This window comes from Streptomyces sp. 6-11-2, from assembly GCF_006540305.1.
Taxonomy (GTDB): Bacteria; Actinomycetota; Actinomycetes; order Streptomycetales; family Streptomycetaceae; genus Streptomyces.
Map to the genome: position 1 here is coordinate 515,517 of NZ_BJOR01000002.1, position 17,656 is coordinate 533,172.

At 69.1% G+C, this 17,656-nt stretch carries 18 protein-coding genes and 1 pseudogene; 9 read left to right on the plus strand and 10 right to left on the minus strand.

Annotated features, from left to right (window positions below; translation table 11 throughout):
* Positions 1–62: 62 nt before the first annotated feature.
* The gene (locus TNCT6_RS38500; protein ID WP_141367781.1) at positions 63–272 is read right to left on the minus strand and encodes a DUF6207 family protein; all 210 of its coding nucleotides are present in this window, start codon (positions 270–272) and stop codon (positions 63–65) included.
* Between the two features lie 127 nt (positions 273–399).
* Positions 400–738, minus strand: coding sequence for a DUF6233 domain-containing protein (locus tag TNCT6_RS38505; RefSeq protein WP_172633314.1), 339 nt, complete (start codon positions 736–738; stop codon positions 400–402).
* A gap of 487 nt (positions 739–1,225) precedes the next feature.
* On the opposite strand from TNCT6_RS38505, the gene TNCT6_RS38510 reads away from it, so the two are divergent.
* The 3 genes from TNCT6_RS38510 to TNCT6_RS38520 all read left to right on the plus strand — a co-directional run bounded on the left by TNCT6_RS38510 (position 1,226) and on the right by TNCT6_RS38520 (position 2,706).
* Positions 1,226–1,462 (plus strand): hypothetical protein, encoded by a 237-nt coding sequence (locus TNCT6_RS38510; RefSeq protein ID WP_141367782.1) that lies wholly within the window; start codon positions 1,226–1,228, stop codon positions 1,460–1,462.
* Positions 1,463–1,864: 402 nt separating this feature from the next.
* Complete coding sequence (locus tag TNCT6_RS38515; protein ID WP_373996272.1) at positions 1,865–2,086, plus strand: transcriptional regulator; 222 nt, start codon at positions 1,865–1,867, stop codon at positions 2,084–2,086.
* A gap of 416 nt (positions 2,087–2,502) precedes the next feature.
* Positions 2,503–2,706 carry a hypothetical protein gene (locus TNCT6_RS38520; protein ID WP_141367783.1) on the plus strand — a complete coding sequence of 68 codons (204 nt, stop codon included), beginning with the start codon at positions 2,503–2,505 and terminating at the stop codon, positions 2,704–2,706.
* 544 nt (positions 2,707–3,250) lie between these two features.
* Here the strand turns inward: TNCT6_RS38520 and TNCT6_RS38525 are convergent.
* Complete coding sequence (locus TNCT6_RS38525) at positions 3,251–4,435, minus strand: PP2C family protein-serine/threonine phosphatase (RefSeq protein WP_172633315.1); 1,185 nt, start codon at positions 4,433–4,435, stop codon at positions 3,251–3,253.
* Positions 4,436–4,930: 495 nt separating this feature from the next.
* Here TNCT6_RS38525 and TNCT6_RS38530 point away from each other — a divergent pair, with 495 nt between their 5' ends.
* The gene (locus TNCT6_RS38530; RefSeq protein ID WP_141367784.1) at positions 4,931–5,413 is read left to right on the plus strand and encodes a hypothetical protein; all 483 of its coding nucleotides are present in this window, start codon (positions 4,931–4,933) and stop codon (positions 5,411–5,413) included.
* A gap of 134 nt (positions 5,414–5,547) precedes the next feature.
* On the plus strand, positions 5,548–7,293 hold the full coding sequence (locus TNCT6_RS38535; protein WP_253266540.1) for a S8 family serine peptidase: 1,746 nt from the start codon (positions 5,548–5,550) through the stop codon (positions 7,291–7,293).
* Here TNCT6_RS38535 and TNCT6_RS40565 read toward each other — a convergent pair.
* The 3 genes from TNCT6_RS40565 to TNCT6_RS40360 form a co-directional block, all read right to left on the minus strand.
* The gene (locus TNCT6_RS40565) at positions 7,264–8,037 is read right to left on the minus strand and encodes a hypothetical protein (RefSeq protein ID WP_216372883.1); all 774 of its coding nucleotides are present in this window, start codon (positions 8,035–8,037) and stop codon (positions 7,264–7,266) included. The genes TNCT6_RS38535 and TNCT6_RS40565 overlap by 30 nt on opposite strands.
* Before the next feature lie 594 nt (positions 8,038–8,631).
* On the minus strand, positions 8,632–9,114 hold the full coding sequence (locus TNCT6_RS38545) for an ATP-binding protein (RefSeq protein ID WP_141367786.1): 483 nt from the start codon (positions 9,112–9,114) through the stop codon (positions 8,632–8,634).
* A 190-nt stretch (positions 9,115–9,304) separates the two neighbouring features.
* Positions 9,305–9,451 carry a hypothetical protein gene (locus tag TNCT6_RS40360; protein ID WP_172633316.1) on the minus strand — a complete coding sequence of 49 codons (147 nt, stop codon included), beginning with the start codon at positions 9,449–9,451 and terminating at the stop codon, positions 9,305–9,307.
* Positions 9,452–9,585: 134 nt separating this feature from the next.
* On the opposite strand from TNCT6_RS40360, the gene TNCT6_RS38550 reads away from it, so the two are divergent.
* On the plus strand, positions 9,586–10,659 hold the full coding sequence (locus TNCT6_RS38550; protein WP_141367787.1) for a hypothetical protein: 1,074 nt from the start codon (positions 9,586–9,588) through the stop codon (positions 10,657–10,659).
* 277 nt (positions 10,660–10,936) lie between these two features.
* Here the strand turns inward: TNCT6_RS38550 and TNCT6_RS38555 are convergent.
* Positions 10,937–12,141, minus strand: a protein-coding gene (locus tag TNCT6_RS38555; RefSeq protein WP_253266573.1) for an IS3 family transposase whose coding sequence is annotated in 2 segments (ribosomal slippage) — positions 10,937–11,841 and positions 11,841–12,141 — 1,206 coding nt in all. Because the reading frame shifts where the segments join, the coding sequence is not laid out codon by codon here.
* Positions 12,038–13,552, minus strand: coding sequence for a hypothetical protein (locus TNCT6_RS41535; RefSeq protein ID WP_253266541.1), 1,515 nt, complete (start codon positions 13,550–13,552; stop codon positions 12,038–12,040). Before TNCT6_RS41535 ends, TNCT6_RS38555 begins: the two co-directional genes overlap by 104 nt.
* Before the next feature lie 205 nt (positions 13,553–13,757).
* On the opposite strand from TNCT6_RS41535, the gene TNCT6_RS38565 reads away from it, so the two are divergent.
* Positions 13,758–14,632, plus strand: a protein-coding gene (locus TNCT6_RS38565; RefSeq protein WP_373996267.1) for an IS5 family transposase whose coding sequence is annotated in 2 segments (ribosomal slippage) — positions 13,758–14,151 and positions 14,151–14,632 — 876 coding nt in all. Because the reading frame shifts where the segments join, the coding sequence is not laid out codon by codon here.
* A 45-nt stretch (positions 14,633–14,677) separates the two neighbouring features.
* Here the strand turns inward: TNCT6_RS38565 and TNCT6_RS38570 are convergent.
* Together TNCT6_RS38570 and TNCT6_RS38575 are read right to left on the minus strand one after the other, a co-directional pair.
* A complete protein-coding gene (locus TNCT6_RS38570; RefSeq protein ID WP_141367789.1) occupies positions 14,678–14,944 on the minus strand; it encodes a DUF3761 domain-containing protein in 267 nt (88 codons plus the stop codon).
* 99 nt (positions 14,945–15,043) lie between these two features.
* A pseudogene (locus TNCT6_RS38575) lies at positions 15,044–15,313 on the minus strand (nucleotidyltransferase family protein); the annotation flags it as partial.
* A 591-nt stretch (positions 15,314–15,904) separates the two neighbouring features.
* Here TNCT6_RS38575 and TNCT6_RS38580 point away from each other — a divergent pair.
* Both TNCT6_RS38580 and TNCT6_RS38585 read left to right on the plus strand, forming a co-directional pair.
* Positions 15,905–17,068, plus strand: coding sequence for a hypothetical protein (locus TNCT6_RS38580; RefSeq protein WP_141367790.1), 1,164 nt, complete (start codon positions 15,905–15,907; stop codon positions 17,066–17,068).
* A gap of 32 nt (positions 17,069–17,100) precedes the next feature.
* Entirely contained in the window at positions 17,101–17,646 is a 546-nt protein-coding gene (locus TNCT6_RS38585) for a DUF3558 domain-containing protein (protein ID WP_141367791.1), read from the plus strand.
* Positions 17,647–17,656 lie beyond the last annotated feature (10 nt).

Here is a 17,656-nt window from a genome sequence, read left to right on the forward strand (position 1 = left end):
AGCAGTATCAGCCTAGGACGCCGCCTGGCCCGGCACGAGAAGGTCGGCGGACGCCCTCGGCGCTATGAGCCCAGCGTCTGGCGCACGTCCAGGTAGCAGCGCAGCCGCACTCCGGGCTGCCCCGGATCCGGGGTCGTACGGTCCGCCGTCGCGGTCGCCCACCGCGCGGCGAGCAGTTCCTGGACGGCGAAGGCGGTCTGGTCGTCGCATGCCGCGATCTCCACCACGGCCAGCCCCGGCTCCGCCACATGTGCTTCGTTGATCGGCTCCATGCACGGCACTACGCGCCGACACCCCGAGAGGTTCTCCGATCCCGGCGGCTTCACCCGACGGAGTAAGGTCCCGGCCCTCTCTACCGCCGCGGCGGAGCACCTGGCGTCGTTCTGCCCGTCGCAGCGCCTAGCCATCCAGGTAGCCGAGCTCAGCGTCAGGCCGGCAGTGCCCGCAGGCCTCGATCCCTTCGCTCAGCGCTCGCAAGGCGACGTCCCGGGGCACGCCTTTCCAGCGCTTGCCTGCCATAGGGCAGCCGCCGACGTGAACGGCGACAGGCGGAGAGTCGCGGTTCAGGCCGCCCTCGAGAATGCAGTCGGGCGTGGCCGGCCGGGCCTGCTCACCGTGCTGGCGCTCCTGCTCGCGGCGCTCGGTTGTGGCGATCTGCTGCCGTACCCGGTCGAGGGTGAGGACGAGCCACGTCTCCAGGATGCGGAGGCGGGGCAGGTCAGGCGGAAGATCGTTCACATGTTCGATTCTAGAGGGGCAGGGTCAGAGGGTGGCGACGTTGCCGGACGAGGCCTGATCGTCGACGTACAGCACGGTCCGGTCGTGTCTGACCCTGACCCCGGCGATCGCCGCTGGCAGGGCTTTTGCTGACGAATGTCGTGTCGCCGGCCTTCAGCGAGAGTGAGCGCGAGGTCCAGGTGCGTTCAGCGCGCCTGGCCCACGCCCTGACCCTCGTTGGCGTGAAGGAGAACGGGTGAGCGGGGTGGGTGGTGCGGATGCAGCTGAGGACCGGGGCGCCTCGCCTGGTTGCGCGTCGGCCCCAGGGCTGCCACGAAGGCGTCAGCGCTACGCCCCGTTGCCGTCATGGTCGGGGCGGCCACGACCCCGACCATGAGGCCGACCATGCCTCCGCCCCCGCTGCTTGCAGCCCCGACCATGGCTGGGCAGCCTGGGAGGCGGCGTGTCCGAAGTGACAGCAAAATCGAACAAGCGATCTAATGCCGGTATGGACGCGACCGACTTCCCCGACGACCTGGTCCAGGTGCAGCACGCCTGGAACGCCACCTACGACGCGCTCGCCGCGCCCCGCCCCCGCGACACCACGGCGCTGCGCCGCCGCCTGCTGCGCCTGTCCGTACGTCTGTGCCGGCACCTCCACTGGAAGACCGTCCCCTCGGCGTCGGCGGCGCGCACCCTACTGCGGCAGTTGACCCGTGCCCGGGGAGTCGTCCGGGCCGCATGACGGGCCGCCGGGTGCCCTTGGTCGATCAGGGGCACCACGTTGCGACGTGGGTTGCGCCTACGGTTGCGCTATCTGTTGCGTCTCCTGTTGCGCGGCCCGAAGAACCGGTTCCGCATCTATGCAGGTCACCACGCGGTTTCGGCCTGGTCGGGTCTCTGACGTCCCCGTTGCGGCCGCTTTCGCCCAGACCTGGCTGGAGTTGAGGGAGAAGGGATGGGCGGCGTGGACGCGGCCGGGGATCGGTGCGCGCTCGCCGTGGTTGCGCGTCGGCCGGGGCCGCCGCGCCGCCGGTAGTGACGACGCCAGGCGGGAGGGAGACACCGGCACGACGTCGTCCACCAGCGCGTCCGCCTCGGCATCCTCACCGTCGCCCACCAGGCGCGCCGGGTCGAGTTCAGCTTTCTGCGCACGGTCCTTGGCCTCACGGCCGGAAACCTCAGCCAGCACCTGGCCGTCCTGGAGAAGGCCGGACTGGTCGACGTCGAGAAGGGCTACGAGGGCAAGCGCGCGCGCACCTGGCTCTCCCTCACTCCCGCCGGCGACCGCGCCCTGCAGGACGAGGTCACCCAGCTCAAGCGCCTCATCCACCAGATCGAACAAGGCAGGCCAGCCCCGGAGCCCTGATCCGGACTCCTGCCTGGAGGAATGGGTGACATGCACGATGTGCAAGATCGAGTTCACGTTCCGATTGCCGCCCACGTCGAGGCGATGTCGCCGCGCCGGGCCGTGGCCCTCGCCGGAGGACAGAGTGATGCCTGGGTGCCCAGGGTGACCCGTGTAGCCATCTTTATCTCGGTATATGCGGTTTTTTCGTTCTTCTTAGGACAGCTTCAGGCGGTTTTCATGATCGCGGGTCATTCTCTTTTCCGTGACCGAGAGCTTTCACAGTGGCGAGGGCGTCGGCGGTACCACTGGACCCATCGAGCGTTGGCGGCATGGGTCTCGGCTTCGTCCTCCCGATCGGCACTGTCAGGTCTGACGTGGCGAAGTTCCGCTTTGGCTTCTGGGCGCCCTGCCGGGCGATGCGTAAGGAGTGCGACATGAGCAAGCTGGTTCTGCACGAGGTGACCGCTCCCGTCGGCCCCGCCGCAGTCCCCGTGGTCCCGGAGGCGTACGAGATCCACGCACCGGCGAGGCGGGTCCCGGAGGTGTCGGTTCCGCACCTGATGGGCTTGCGTACCAGCGCGGCGCGCCCCCACCGCCGCAAGGTGCCGCTGAGCCGTCTTGCCCCGGCGCTGCGCTGAGTCGAAGTTGCTGGCTCGGCTGCGGGCGCTGATCCGACGCACCCTGCGACGAGGTGTCGCAGGGCGCCGCACAGCACGGCTGCGAAGGGGGGCGCCCCTCAGGCTGAGTTCCCGCAGCTTGCGGCGCGCGCCCTGCCGCCGGTGCTTGCGTTCCCGCTGCCGAAGCCACTCCCGGACACCGTCCGCCGGCGGCGCGGGCAAGCCCAAGGTGGCCTTGGGCAAACCCGCGTTGTTGGTGCCGGTTGGAAGGCTGGTCGGATGAACGGTGATGAGCAGCTGCTGCGCGGCCGGGCCTCGCAGCAGGGGCGTGAGCTCCGTCGCGCAGCCGCACAGATTGCACAACCGCGTCGCCGGGTTCTCCGCAGGGCGTGCTCCACATCGAGCAGTGGTGCACCCTGCGGGGCTTCCTCGCAGTCCTGCGCGTGTAAGACACCTCCAGCCCGGGCCGCGGCCCTCGCAGGGCGGGCCGTTGTCCGCAGAAACGGTCTGGCTGGCCAAGGAGATCGCCAGCTGCGTCTCCTCGCAGGTGCCCCGTGTCTTGGGCTCAGTCGGTCGGTTGATCGTGGAGGTCAGCGCCGTGTGTCAGGGGGCTGACGTGGAGACGGGTGTGTGGCACGGGCGTGCGCTGAATGACGAGGATGGCGGCGTCATCGCCCAGGGCCCCGCCAGTGTGGGCGAGGAGATCCTTTTCGAGGCGCTGCACGAGTGTCTTGGGACTGTTCTTGGTCCACTGGGCGACCCGCTCTTCCAGCGGGTAGAACGCACGGCTGCTGTCGCGAGCCTCTACGACACCGTCGGTGTAAAGGAGCAGGGTGTCACCGGCTTGGAACGAGAAGTTATGCACGTCGTAGGTCGCCGGCCTCAGTCCGTACATGCCCAGCGGGGGCGCTGGGGAGGGACTCGTTACGGGTGTCACGTGATCGTGCCTGATCAGGAAGGGCGGCGGGTGCCCGCAGTGCACGACCCGCGACACCGGGCTGTGATCGGGGATCTCCAGCAGCAGCGCGGTGATGAAATGCTCCTGTGCCTCCCCGTCCGCTTTCGGGAAGCCGGTGAGGTAGCGGCAGACGCTGCGGTCCAGCGCCTCCGCGAGGGCGGGAAGCGTGGCGTGGTGGTGCGCGGCCTCCTGGAATGAGCCGAGCAGCGTGGCCGCCTCTCCAACCGCGTCCAGTCCCTTTCCCCGCACATCGCCGACGACCACACGCGTACGGTCCCCGGTGCGCGCCACCGCGTACAGGTCGCCGCCGATGCACGCCTCCTTCTCGGCTGCCAGGTATGAGGATGCGATGTGCAGGGAGCCGAGCCGGTCGGGCAGTGGGTGCAGCAGGGCTCTTTGGGCGGCCTCGGAGACGGACCGTACCTGGGCCAGTTCCGCCGTCCGCCGGTCGCGGACGAAGCACACGATCATGGCGAAGACCGAGAGGATGGTGAGCGCGATGATCTGCGAGATGTGGTTGGTGGTGGCCAGTCCGCCGTGGAGCTCAGCGGTGACGACCTGGGTTCCCACCGCCAGTGCCCCGATCAGTCCGGTCAGCCGGTAGCCGCCGAATGCGGTGGTGATGGCAGGGGCTACGACGAGTAGCGGGCCAAGTTGGACGGATTCCGGGGTGCGGATGTCTGCGAGGGTGATCGCGGCGATCAGCACCAGCGGAATCGCCACCAGCGCGTGGCTCGGCTGCCACAGCTGCCGTGGATGGGCGAGGCGCTGCCCGAGGTTCGTCTTTCCCATGTGCACCATCCGCTCGGAAGCCATCCCTGCACGGATGCACGCCTGCCTACGAACGGCTCAAGCGCCTGGAGTGCGCCAGGGCGTCGGCAATTGAGTTCTGGGGCTCTGGGAGGGACTACAGGCGGACGATGATCAAGGCGATGTCGTCGTCTCCGCCGCTGACGCCGAGGCAGGACAGCATGGTGTCAGCGAGCTGAAGGCGATGCACAGGTGCCCGCCGAGGGGACTGCACGCCGCTGGTCCGCAAAGCCCCTGCCGCCGGCGGCAGACAGTGAGGGTGTGCCGCGCCTCCGCCACTTCCAGCAGCAGCTCATCCTGCCGTGTCCCCGGCCGGTTCGCCTGTTTCCGGATCCGATCGGGGGATTACTCCTCCTGAGCGGCTCGCCCGATTGCGGGCGGAGAGGAGTCGCCATAGCTTCGGCGCGTCGGGATCATCCCAAAAAGCCAACATCATCCCTTGTGTTGGCTTTCTTGTGGCGTCGAAATGGAGCATTCATGTCGGTGATGACCGGTACTCCGCCCCTGCAGCAGTTCGGCCAGCAGGCCGGCGGTCAGCAGCAGATCGCTCAGGTGGTCCAGCAGGCGATCCAGCAGGCCTGCCAGCAGGCGAGCCAGCAGGTCGCGCAGCGCATGCAGCAGACGCTGCAGCAGATCCAGCAGGTCCAGCAGCAGCTGCAGCAGCAGGGCCTGGCCCACCAGGCCCACCCGTACCTGGCCGTCGCGCTGCATCACACGCTGCACGAGGGCGTCCGGCAGGCTGTGGAGCAGTCCGTGCAGCAGGCGCTGCCGACCGCGATCGTGACGCTGCTCCAGCAGAGCCAGCAGGGTCAGCAGCAGTGGGGTGGCGGCTTCGGCCAGCCGTCGTTCGGTCAGCAGCCGTTCGGTCAGCAGCAGTCGTTCGGCCAGCCTTACCCGCAGCAGTACCAGCAGCCCAGCTTCGGCTTCGGGCAGATGGGTCAGCCCTTCGGCATCGGCTGACCTAACGCGGCCCCGTTGTGCGGTGTGCCCCGGGAGCGATTCCCGGGCACACCGCACAGCCGTGGAGGCTGGAGCTGCCCGTCATCCGGATCAGAAGCACAAAAACCGACGTAGGCGTGGTGAAGGTGGACGTGATGGTCAAGGACAGGCCCGGAAACAAGCCCGGAAGTAACCGCGAGAGTGAATCCGAGGGCGCGGGGGCCGGCGGGCCGGGTCGCAAGGAGGAGGCGGCGCCACGCAAGAAGGGCGCTCCGTCACCGATCGCGGTGCAGCCGCGCCGGCAGCGGTTCATGGCAGCCCCGCTGCCGCAGCATCTGCTCCCGCCGGGAGTGCCTGAACTCGGCATGGATGCGGTGTGCGACCGGCTGGAGAGGATGCCCGAGGTCACGGTGGTCCGCAGACTCACCCCGTCAGGGAAGCTGCAGTCGGCTGGAGTGCAGCCCTCCTGCCCCGAACTCGTGGTCGTCGAGGCGGCCGAGGCCCAGGTGCCGGCGATGCGGACGCTGCACGTGCACATCGAACCGGACCTGCCGCTGTCCGCAACTGGACCCGCCGCCATGCCGGCCGCAGGAATGCTGCCGCTGCGCGACCCGGGGCTGGTCACGCTGCGGGACAAGCCGGTGGAGATCTCGGTGCGCGTCTGCGGTCCGGACGGTGAACCGCTGGTCGGCGCAGGGGTGTTCCTGATCGGGGCTGCCTGGCCGAGCCAGGGCATCACCGCTGCCGACGGGAAGGTCACCCTCACCCTGGCGACCGAGACCGCGCAGTCCCTCCAGTCCCTGTACGTCCGGCCCGCGGGCGGATACACCGACCGCTGGATCCACCGCCCCGACCTGTCGGAGACCCAGGACAACCTCGTCACCCTCACCCCGCTGGCCAAGGTCTACCCGGAACTGGAGCAGCGGCAGAGTTACGGCTGGGGCCAGCAGGCCATGCGGCTGGACCGGCTGCCGCCCACGTTCCGCGCCTTCGGCATCAAGATCGCCGTTATCGGTACGGGCGTCAGTGCAGAGCACCCGGACCTGAAACAGCGGGTGCGCTCCGGCACCGACCTCGTGCGCGGCACGAAGGACGGCTGGGCCCACGACCCGGTCGGCACCGGTACCCACGCGGCCGGCATCATCGCCGGCGCGGACACTGGCAAGGGCATCATCGGCATCGCCGTCGAGGCCGAACTCGACGTCTGCCAGGTGATGCCCGACGGCCACTTCAGCGACCTGATCGCCGCCCTGGACCACTGCATCGAGCGCGAGGCAGACATCGCCCACATCCAGGTGGCAACCCCGTACCCCTCGGCCCTGGTTTCCCGCAAACTCGCCGACGCCACCGCGGCGGGCATCGCCTGCATCGCCCCGGCAGGCGACAACGGCGGACCGGTCGCCTTCCCCGCCTCGCTGCCCACCGTCTTCGCCGTGGGCGCCCTGGGCGCCTTCGGCACCTACCCACCCGATACCTCCCAGGCCACCCACACCGGGCCGCAGTTGACACCCGAAGGGCTGTTCGCCGCGCCGTTCAGCTGCCACGGCCCCGCAGTGAATGCGGCCGCCCCCGGCGTGTCAGTCCTCTCCTGCGCCTTCGACGGCGGCTGCACGGCTCTCGACGGCACCAGCACCGCCTCCGCCCACGTCGCGGGCCTGGCCGCCCTCGTTCTCGCCCACCACGAGGACTTCCACGGCCAGCTGCTGCCCCGCGGCCCCGGCCGCGTGCAGCACCTGTTCGAGATCATCGCCGCCAGCTGCCGCCCCCTGGCCGCCCCGGGAACACTGGACGCGGCCCGCACCGGGCGCGGCCTGCCCGACGCCCTCATCGCCCTCGGCCTGGCCCCCGGCACGCAGCTCGCCCCAGCCCTGTCACCCTTCGCCCCCTCCATGACCGGGTAGGACCCTCCCGCGGCCTGCAAAGCCGGATGGCACCCGCCCCCGAGGCAGGGCGGGTGCCATCCGGCTCCAGCGGACGTTCCAGTCCGGCCGCGTCGCGTCGACTTCGACGCACGTGAACCCAGGGCGCGCCTGGTGCTCGGCGCTGGCGCCCACCGGGTAGACGGCCACGGTGTCGGACCAGCGGAATCCGTGCTCATCGATGTGATCGCCGCGATGCTGCGCTGCTCGGATGCACTGGCGCGGGCGCTCGTCGTGGCCGAGGTGCTGTGCGGAGCACTGGGCAGTGACGAGCAGCTCGGACTCGTCCACGCCGTTCCCGTTGGCGGCCTGCGGGTTCTGCCCAGGGCGAACGACGTTATCGGCCGCGGCCGCAGAGTCGTCCAGGAGGTCATACCGCTCGGCGCCTGCGGCTCGCTCAAGGAACATGGTGGGGCTATGGGAGGCCTCCCATTGGTCCGCGAGCCGGTGCGCCCGGCCGGCGGCTGCCTGGGCCCGGCTCTCGGCGCTGTCGGCCCAGACGACGCGGGTGGCGCCGTCGTGGCCGTGGACGGACAGCATTACGTCGAGGCTGTCCCACATGGCAGTCGACGGCCGCTCACGCCAGCGGAGGACCACCGTGCCGTCCGGCCACTGCACACCATCGGCCACATCCCCAGGCCCAGAGACGCCCGTGATGTCCCGGTCACGGCGGAGGACGAACAGGCGGGGTGCCGGGCCGCCTCGGGGTCGTGCGTGATGCGACATGGGGGTGTCCTTCAGTGCGTGGGTTGGTCAGGTTCGCCGGGACCGAGGATGCCGATAGTCCGACAAGTCTCCAGGTTGTGGCGTCGCTCGTGGCGTTCCTCGCGCACTTCGAAGAGGCGCGAGTAGGCCAGGTAGTCGAGGGCGGCGACAGTGAGCAGGCTGATGACCATGGCGAAGGCCCGCGCTGGTCTTCCTGATCAAGTCCGTGGCGACCAGCGAGCCGCGTGCTGCGAGTGCAACTGCTCATGTAGCCGCGAACGTCATCCCGGCAGCTCGATCCTTGCGCCGCGAGACCGTTCACAGGCAGGGGGTGCACCCTCGCCCAACGGAACTGCGCGTTTTGCGGGCGACGGGCTCCGGGGTCATGGGCGGGTGGCTGGCGGCAGACGTAGGGCGAGGAGGGCTACAGGCGCGCACTCCATGCAACGTCCGGTTCGGGATGCGCCTCCCTCTTTTCCCGCCCACGCACGGGCGAGAACGGAGATCCCCATCCTGCCCGCTCCCCTCCCGATTACGTGGACCATCGGACTGTGCGGCTTTCAGGCATGGTCCGGCAGCGGGGCACAGGCGTAAACGGGGAGCTGCAGGCCAAGATCACAGCTGGAGCGATGCATTGTGGGAGGTAAGGGCTTGGGGGCATCGGAAGTGGACGAAGATGATCTTGCCTCCGTGTTTAACCGGAGCAACGGTCACTCCGCCTCCGTACAGCTTGGCGAGGTCGACAACCGTGCGTAGCCCCTCGCCTGCGTCCGTGCGCGTTGTGGGTGGCATATGCGGGTCACGATCCGCGACACCCACCACCAGGTGATCGGCACCCACCGTAATAACGACTTGTGCGCTGGGAGAGCGATCATGTGTGTGCCTTACCGCGTTCGTGACCAACTCGCTGACGACCAGCAGCACCGCGTCCACCAGAGCGGAACCCGGCGCGACTTCCCACTCCGCGAGCGCCGCCTGCGTGGAGACGCGTGCCTGATGAACCGATGCCGGCTCTGTCGGCACGCTGAAGACGCGGCGGTACGGGCCCAGAGGGAGTGCCTGCGGCTCGGCAGTCGTCGCTCGGCTGGACCACCTCATGACGCCTCCCACGACCGGCGCGCCTGTCGGACCGCAGGACGGCCGAACCGCGTAAAGAGACCCGGCCGCCAGGGATTCAGGCCGATACCTTAAAAAGCGGGCATTATTCGCATACCCGCTATGCGCGCGGTCGTATTCAGGTCAGGCGCCTAACGACAGTGGCGAGTGCACGGGCCCGCCCGCCTTGCCGCTACACCTCGATGTAGGCGACCACGGCGACGGTCTGCAGGGCGGTGACGCAGTTGCCGCCGGGCTGCTTCTTGAGCGCCCCAGCGATGTCGTCGCCGTCGATCGGGCGACTGTTGTACCACTTTCCGACGCTGGTAAGGGGTCGCACTCGGGTGGCTGGCTCGCCAGGCGATCTTTGGCGAGCTTTCGCAGGATGGGTTTAGGTTGCCCGGCCGGAGCGGCGGATGGTGGGCGCTTTTCGTCGTGCGCGGCACCATGCCGCCCGGAGCTCAGGAGCAGAACATGGCAGGGAAGACGGATGTGCTGATACTGGCGCTGAAAGATGCCCGTGACGCCCATGCTGCGGTCGTCGACCGGTTTTGGACGGGTGTGGCCCTCACCCCGCCGGGCACCGAGCGGCAACGGCTGGAAAGCCAGGCGAGCGAGGCGCAGTACCACGTCGGGCGGATCGAGGCCCGGGTGCGCGAAATGCGCCCGCCCCGTGGGCTGCTGTCGGCCGCCGGGCAGCTGACGTGGATGGTGACTCGCGGCGTCGTGCGGGCGGGCGTGCTTCCGCTTCGGGCGGGGGTGTCGGCCGTGGCGGGGAGGGTGCGTGGTGTGAGGCAGGCCGGTGAACGACGGCTGCTGAGGGCCGCCGTGGACGAGTACACGGCCGCAGCCCGGGCGCTGGCGACCTGCCAGACAGGCAAGGACATCGCCGAACGGCTCAACGACCAGGAGAGTGCCGAGCTGCTTGCCGTGCTGGGGCGGCAGGACGAGGTGCTGCTGGAGACCAGCGAGGAGAACCTCGCCCGACGGGCCAGGGCCGTGGCTGCGGCGGCGACCGAAGGCCCCCGCCTGGCGCGGGGAGAAGTCGCCGAAGGCCGCAGCCTGCTGCAGGCGATCACGCGCCAGGTGCGGGCGGCCACGGCCCAGTTGCGGGTGCTGCCCCAAAGGGTCACTGAGCGAATGAAGGGCCCGACTGGGGGAGCCTGGCGGGAGATGCCCGCCGCCACCCGTGTGGCCGAGAAGGTGCAGGGCGCCATGGCCCGCGAGGAGGTCCTGCCCGTCCCCGGCTTCAGCCGGCTCGGCGTCGCGGAGATCCAGCAGCGCCTGCGCGGTCTGTCCCAGACGGAGTTGACGGTGATCGAGGGCTACGAACGCGCGCACGCGGGCCGCCGCGGGGTACTGAACACCATTGGGCATCTCCGCCAAGCCGAACCCTGGGCCGGCTACGACGCGATGGACCCGGAACGCATCAAGAGGCACCTGCACGACGTGTCCGACGACGTGGTCCGGCAGGTGCTGGAGTACGAACAACATCACCAGCACCGCAAGCGGGTCATCTCCGCAGCTCGGACACGTATACCCGTGTAACGCCGTGCTGTGGGGCCCTGGACGGTGGGAGCGAGGGGGGCGCGAGGCGGCGTGCGGCTCGATCTCCCGCAACCATCCCGGCGCCCCGGGTGCCCACACCGCCCGGCACAGCGCCAGCGCGTCCTGTCCGAACACCACTGCCAGCCGGTCCCGTTTCGTCTTCGACGAGGGCATGGTCTCGCCGGCACCCCCGAGATCCATCGGCGGGTGGGGTGGCTGTGTCACCGTCTGACGTCTGAGGGGCCTTCCCCCGTGAAGGTGGACACGCATTCGTATGTCATGCGGCGAGCGTGAGCTTAGCCGTGTGGTGTCGGTGCTCGTATTCGTTGGGGCTGAGGTGGCCGTTGGCGGAGTGCCGGCGGCGTGTGTTGTATCGGGTCAGCCAGGCGAAGACGGTTCTCCTGCAGGTGGCCCGGTCGCCGTAGTCGCGGGCGCCCTGGAGGGTCTCTCGTTTCAGGGAGGCGTGGAAGCTTTCGCAGGCCGCGTTGTCCGCGCTGCTGCCGATGGCGCCCATCGACCGGGTGACCCCGAGCTGGTCGCAGAGGTCGGCGAAGGCTCGGGAGACGTATTGCGACCCGTGATCTGAGTGGAACACGGCCCTCTCCAGGCCGCCGCGGGTGCGGGCGGCCATCCGCAGGGCGTCGGCGACCAGGTCCGTGCGCATGTGGTCGGCGATGGACCAGCCGACGACCTTGCGGCTGAAGCAGTCCAGCACGGTTGCCAGGTAGAGGAACTCCCCGTTCTCCAGGGGCAAGTAGGTGATGTCGCCCATGTATTTCAACCCCGGCCGCGGAGCGGTGAAGTCCCTGCGGAACAGGTCCGCGACCACCGAGGCCGCAGGGTCGGACACCGTGGTGCGGACCCTTCTGCGCAGGCGGATCCCTGTGATGCCGAAAGCCCGCATCACCCGTGCCACCCGCTTCTCGTTGACCCGTATCCCGGCGTCGTGGAGTTCGGCGGTGATCCGGGGCGAGCCATAGGCATCGCCGGAGGAGCGGTGAACGGCACGGATCTGCTCGGCCAGGACCTGGTCGTCCTGCTGCCGGGCCATGCGGGCGTCCGTCCCGGCCCGCCACTTGTAGTAGCTGGACCGGTTCACGTCCATGACCTGGCACAGCCGCTTCACCCCGAAGGCGTCCCGGTGGTCCTCGACGAACTTGAAGCGGCTCACCAGTTCGTCTCTCCGGCGAAATACTTTGCGGCCTTGCGCAGGATGTCCCGCTCGGTCGCCAGCTTGCGTTCGCTGGCCTCGAGCTCGGCGATCCGGGCTTCCAACTGCCGGATCCGCTCGTCCGGATCACTGGCCGGCGCCGCCTGGCCATCCCGGGCCGGAGCTTTGCCGCCCGCCGGCGGGGTGGCCGGACCGACACCGCGGCGTTCACGGTCCCGCAGCACCCAGGCTCGCAGGGTGTTCCTGTTGATGCCCAGGTCGGCGGCGATGCTCTTGTAGGTCGCCCCGGGCGTGGACTCGTACAGGGCCACGGCATCGGCCCTGAACTCGTCCGAGTAGTCCTTCATCGCCATCGGCGGTCTTTCTCGCTTCCTCCGGATCAAGCAGATCCAGTATCAGCGTGTCCACCACCCAGGGGGAGGCCCCCTTTTCGACCTCGTATCGGTTGAGGCGCTTGGCCCGGGCGTAATGGGTTACGGCAGCCTGTGCGGCTGCTGCGGCATCTCGCCACGCTTGGCGCTGCAGGTCCCGCTCGTGGTGGTCTTGAAGCTGTTCAAGCTTGTGGCGGGCCTCGTCGGCGACTTGCTGCAGCACGTTCAGTTCGCTGGGCAGCCCCGTCGAGATATCCGGCGTCTGTCCACTTCGGGGTTCGTGTTCCTCGGTGTCCATGGGCGCTGCCTCGACGGCCGGTGCCGACGGCTCGGCCGGGATGACGGCGGGCATGCCAGGCTGGGGAGGCGGGGCCTGTACGGGGATCGGGGCGACCGCCGGTCGGCAGGTGGGGCGGTTGCGGCTGGCACGGGCCGCGGGATCTGTTTCTGGCTCTGGCGCCAGCAGCTGTGTGTCGTCGCTGTAGAGGTCGTCCAGCCGGTCACGGTCGGCATTGGTCGCCCAGAAACGGTGCACCGTGGTGCCAGCGCGGAACTGGACGGGCACGATGGTGCCGGCGGCGGTCTGGCGGACCATGTCGTCGAAGAGGACGTCGCGGGGTTTTGGGGTGGCGTGGGTTTTGCCGCAACGGCGAATGCCGTCGGGGCAGGAGTAGAGGGTGCGGACATCGCAGCGCCAGAAGTCCAGTACGCGAAATCCGGAGACGATGCGGAGATCACCGGTTCTGGCGATGACGTAGGCGGGAAGATGGTCGCTGCGAGTCCAGTGAGTGTCATTGCGCTGGGCGTATGCGGCTCGGTCGGTGTGCCAGGCCGGGGTGATCCCGTTCTTCGCGGCTTTGGCCGCGCGGGCCCGGACTCCGCGCAGGCCGTTCTGGTCGATCGTGGACATCTGGATCTCCCAGCCGATGCGACGGCCGTCGGCTCCTTCGACGAGGGTGTCAGTCTGGATCCAGCTGCGGCCCACCCGAGTGCGTACTTCGCTGTCGCCGCTGAAGCCGCCTTCGTCCGCGGCGCGCAGGATGCGCTCCTGGTAGGCCTTGTGCTCGTCGCTCATCGGGGCGGTGTGGCGTTCTTCGTCTTCCCGCCGTTCGTGGACGGCCTCGCGTCGGCCGTTGCGCATCCGCAAATGTATCGAGGCATCGACGTTCATGTCGCGGCACACGCCACCGCACTGCAGGTCCCGCTCGCTGACCGGCACACCGAGCCGCCCGTAGTACCGGTCCGTCCGGTAGACCGTCTCCCACAGGCCGGGAAGCTCCGGGTGATCCAGGTCGTCCTGCGTCAGGTCCAGAAGAATCTGCAGCTTCTTGTGCCAGACGACGTTCGCCAACACGCACCGCCTTCACCCTCGGAGGTCTACTCGTCGACGGTAGGGCCAGGCACTGACAACCCGACAGGAGTGGGATCAGCCAAGCGAAATCCGGCAATAGGTTTGTACTTCGTCACCGGCGATGCTGCGCACTCACGCACAATGCGGTGCACTCCCCGCTAGGGTGCGTTTCAGAAGTGGATCTTGATGTACCAAGATCCACTTCGTGGGCAGGCACGATCTGACGAACGCGCAGTGGGCGAGGCTGGAGCCGCTGCTCCCGGTCGGGAAGAAGCCCGGGCGGCCGCCGGTTCACACCAAGCGGCAGCTGATAGACGGCATCCGCTGGCGTACCCGCACGGGTGCGCCCTGGCGGGACGTGCCCGAGCGGTACGGCCCCTGGCAGACCGTCTACGGGCTGTTCCGGCGCTGGCAGCGGGACGGCACCTGGCATCGCATAGTCGAGCAACTGCAGGCCCGGGCGGACGCCGAGGGGCTGATCACCTGGGACATCTCGGTGGACTCCACCATCGCGCGCGCCCACCAGCATGCGGCGGGCGCCCGCAAAAAAGGGATCTGCAGGTCGAGCCGCCCGGCGGGATCTTTGCCGAACCGGCCGACCACGGGCTGGGACGCTCGCGTGGCGGGCTGAGCACCAAGCTGCATCTGGCGGTTGAGCAGGCGCAGAGGCTGATGTCCCTGGTGATCACGGCCGGGCAGCGCGGTGACTCCCCGCAGTTCCAGGCGGTGCTGGAGGGCATCCGGGTGCCCCGGCTGGGACCAGGCCGCCCGCGCACCCGGCCGGACAAGGTCCGCGCCGACAAGGCCTACGGCTCCCGCGCCAACCGCGCCTACCTGCGCCGCCGGAGTATCCGCTGCACGATCCCAGAGAAGCGCGACCAGGTCGCCCACCGCGCACAGCGCGGCTCCCGCGGCGGCCGGCCGCCGAAGTTCGATCCGGCCGACTATAAAGAGCGCCATGCAGTGGAGTGCGGCATCAACCGCCTCAAGCGACATCGCGCGGTCGCCACGAGATACGAGAAACTCGCCGTCCGCTATGAGGCGACCGTGCTGGTCGCAGCCATCAACGAGTGGCTGTGACCAGCACTTTCGAAACGCACCCTAGAGCGGGGTTCTACTGCAGGACTACTTCCACCAGTACTTGACGCCCGAGTGGCGCGAGCACGTACCCGACGAGTGCCGCGAGTACGAGTGCGAACCGTCCTTGCACTTGGCCGTCTCGGTATTGTCGATCGGCTTCTTGCCGACCTTCCAGCCGCACACGCCGGTCGTGTGGTGCACGCAGTGCCGGGCGGTGTTCTTCTTCGGAAGCGTGGTCGACGCGTTCGCGGTACCGGCGAGCCCGAGCGTCAGGACGACGCCAGCAGCAGCAGCAATCAGGCGGTTCTTCACAGATTCCTCCCCCTATAGGTGAGCAGCACTCACTTTGAACAGCGCTCAAGATACACATATATCGAAGGTGTTTGCGGCCGAAGCTCGGGGACACTTGTGGATCTCCACCTCGGCCGGCAGCCCGGCGAACACCTCCTGCCCCGCCTTGATCACAGCATCCTCAGCCTCCCGGGACAGGTCGGTGCCGTCGAAGTAGAAGATGTCGTAGTCCCTGATGCCGCTGGTCGGGGGCCTGTCGGTGACCACGTTCCACACCGTCTGGAACAGGCAGCCCGCCGTCACATACCAGCCGGGCAGCTCCAACGTCGCCGCCCTGGTCATCACGTCGGTCAGAACCTCGTTCCGGCACTCCACGAGGCCGTCGGCCATCTGCCGTCGCTGCCCGGCAACCGCGGCGACCACGATGGGCGACGGAGCGACCGGCGGCCCGAAGGATTCCTGAACAGGGCGCGAACACGCCAGTTGATGATGGTCCACGAGGGGCACGGCGCCGCGCGCGTCGGCCATGGCGAACGGATCACTGAGCATGAGAATCACCCGGCTGCTGTCGGCTGTGTCACGGGGGGGGGCGCGGCTCTCCGCGCGAGGTGGGCGGAGAGCGCGCCGCGCCCGGGGAGGCGGGTCGCAGCGCTCGCGATCGCGCTCCTCCTGACCACCACGGCGGCCTGCGGTGGCGTACCCGGGCGTGGGCACGAGAGCGCCGGTCCGGCCAACACGTCCGAGGCCGCGCTCACTTACGGGACCGGGCCGGTCCGTGATCCGTCGATCACCTATCAGCCCGACGTCGTGATCGTCGAGGGCGGACCGCGAGCGATCCGGTCGGCATCCAGTGACGGTCTGACCTGGACCATCGACGGAAACGCCCGCGGTGCCCAGGGCGTTCGGCCCGGAAAGGTCCTGTACGCCACCAGCCGCGCGGTGGGGCGGGTGCAGGAGGTGCGTCGGGTTCACGGAGACGTCGTGGCCACCCTGGGCCCGGTGGAGTTCACCGAGGTCTTCCGCGACGCCCACCTCACCCTCGACCAGGACATCGACAGCGGTGCGCTCCACTACCTGGAGATCCCGGACCTGCCCGGGGCGGTGACCGTGCCTGCGGATGCCTCGACGGACGTTGCCACGGAGGCGGAGAAGGACGCTGCGAAGGACGCCGCGCAGGGCGCCCCGACGATCGCGCGGATGATCGGACAGACGTCAGTGCGCGCCGCGCATTCGGGGCGCGTCGGCACCGTGGTCGCACGGGGACCGGTCCGGCGCGCCACGGCGGCCGGGGGTACGCTGCCGCCGGCCAGGTCGAGCAGCGTCACAGCGGATCTCGGGGAATGGAAGGCCCAGCCGTACCGCAGCCCGGGGGCGTTTGGTCTGAAGTTCGATCACAAGGCCGCGGCCGGGCTCAAGGTCTTCGTCGACTTCTCGCTGAAGACGGAGAAGCTGCACGTCCGTTCTGATGTACCGATCTCCGGCGGTCGGGTCGCCGACGGGGCCACGTTCGCTGTCGAGGGGATCAAAAGCGTTGCGATCAGCATCGCCGCCGGTGCGGCCAACGGTGTCATCGACAACTCGAAGATCCGGGCCGAGGTACCGGTCCAGATGACCCTGCCGATCGCGGGAACCCCGTTCGCCTTCAACATCAGCTGGAAGTTCAGCGTTGCCACCGCACTCGGCGGCAACAACACCACGGTGACCGCCGGCGGTGAGTGGGGGCTCGACGGTGCCATCGGCATGGTCAACGGCTCGATCGTCACCCCGAAGCTCTCGGTGATCAAGAGCATCATGGACTCGATCACCGGAATCTCCGTCGGAGTCAGCGGCATCGCCAGCGCCGTCGAGTTCAAGGTCCAGGTCGGAGTCGGTGTGCCCGCCGCCTTCGCCGGTCCCTACGCCAAGCTCGTCATGGACTTCGGGGTGACCAACGGCTCGGCCCTCGGCGCCCCGCTGACCCGCTGTGTCGGGGCGACGCTGGACGGCAAGGTCGGCGGGGGCGTGGGGGTCTCCGTCTCCGCCGTGGCCATGGCCGCCCTCAAGAAGCTCCTGCCCACGATGAAGTTCCAGGTGCAGCAGGAGAGCCTGACACCTTTCGTCCACAAACAGCAGACGCTGCCGGACGTACCGCTGTGCAAGTCCTGACACCGACATGAAGGCAGAGAGTGAGGATCCCGATGAACCGCAACCGCAGGCGTCCGCTGTCGCCACTGGTGCCCCTGGCCGTGCTCGCCGTGCTCGCGCCGTCCGGGTGCGGCGGCCACGGGCAGTCCTCGGCCGCCGGCCCCTCCTCGGCCGGGCCGGCCCCGGCAACCCGGACTCCGGAGGAGAGCGCCGAGGCGCCGTCGCCGACCGTGGCGGCCGTCGACCCCTGCGCCCTGGTGACCAAGCAGGAGGCGGAGAAGCTGGCCGGTACAGCGCTCGACCCCGCGACACCGGTGCGGGAGACCTGCACCTACACCGGCCCCGTCACCGGGCCGACGGCCCAGGTGGAGATCTTCGTCGGGGACGGTGCGAAGAAGTACCTCGACATCGAACGCGACCTCGGACACACGCTCAGGCCGGTGGCCGGTGTCGGCGACGAGGCGTACGCCGAGGACGAGGCGGTCTTCCTGCGCAGGTCCGACCGGTGGGTGTCGATCCGCCTGGTGCGTCTCAACGACCCGGCGGAGAACCGCACACCACTGGAAGAGCTGGCCCGAAAGGTGGCCAGCCGGATCTGACCCGTGTCTG

Coding starts and splice junctions, on each gene's coding strand:
- TNCT6_RS38500 (WP_141367781.1), bottom strand. CDS start 272: ATGGAGCCGATCAACGAAGCACATGTGGCGGAGCCGGGGCTGGCCGTG.
- TNCT6_RS38510 (WP_141367782.1), top strand. CDS start 1,226: ATGGACGCGACCGACTTCCCCGACGACCTGGTCCAGGTGCAGCACGCC.
- TNCT6_RS38520 (WP_141367783.1), top strand. CDS start 2,503: ATGAGCAAGCTGGTTCTGCACGAGGTGACCGCTCCCGTCGGCCCCGCC.
- TNCT6_RS38525 (WP_172633315.1), bottom strand. CDS start 4,435: ATGGGAAAGACGAACCTCGGGCAGCGCCTCGCCCATCCACGGCAGCTG.
- TNCT6_RS38530 (WP_141367784.1), top strand. CDS start 4,931: ATGTCGGTGATGACCGGTACTCCGCCCCTGCAGCAGTTCGGCCAGCAG.
- TNCT6_RS38535 (WP_253266540.1), top strand. CDS start 5,548: ATGGTCAAGGACAGGCCCGGAAACAAGCCCGGAAGTAACCGCGAGAGT.
- TNCT6_RS40565 (WP_216372883.1), bottom strand. CDS start 8,037: ATGTCGCATCACGCACGACCCCGAGGCGGCCCGGCACCCCGCCTGTTC.
- TNCT6_RS38545 (WP_141367786.1), bottom strand. CDS start 9,114: ATGAGGTGGTCCAGCCGAGCGACGACTGCCGAGCCGCAGGCACTCCCT.
- TNCT6_RS38550 (WP_141367787.1), top strand. CDS start 9,586: ATGGCAGGGAAGACGGATGTGCTGATACTGGCGCTGAAAGATGCCCGT.
- TNCT6_RS38585 (WP_141367791.1), top strand. CDS start 17,101: ATGAACCGCAACCGCAGGCGTCCGCTGTCGCCACTGGTGCCCCTGGCC.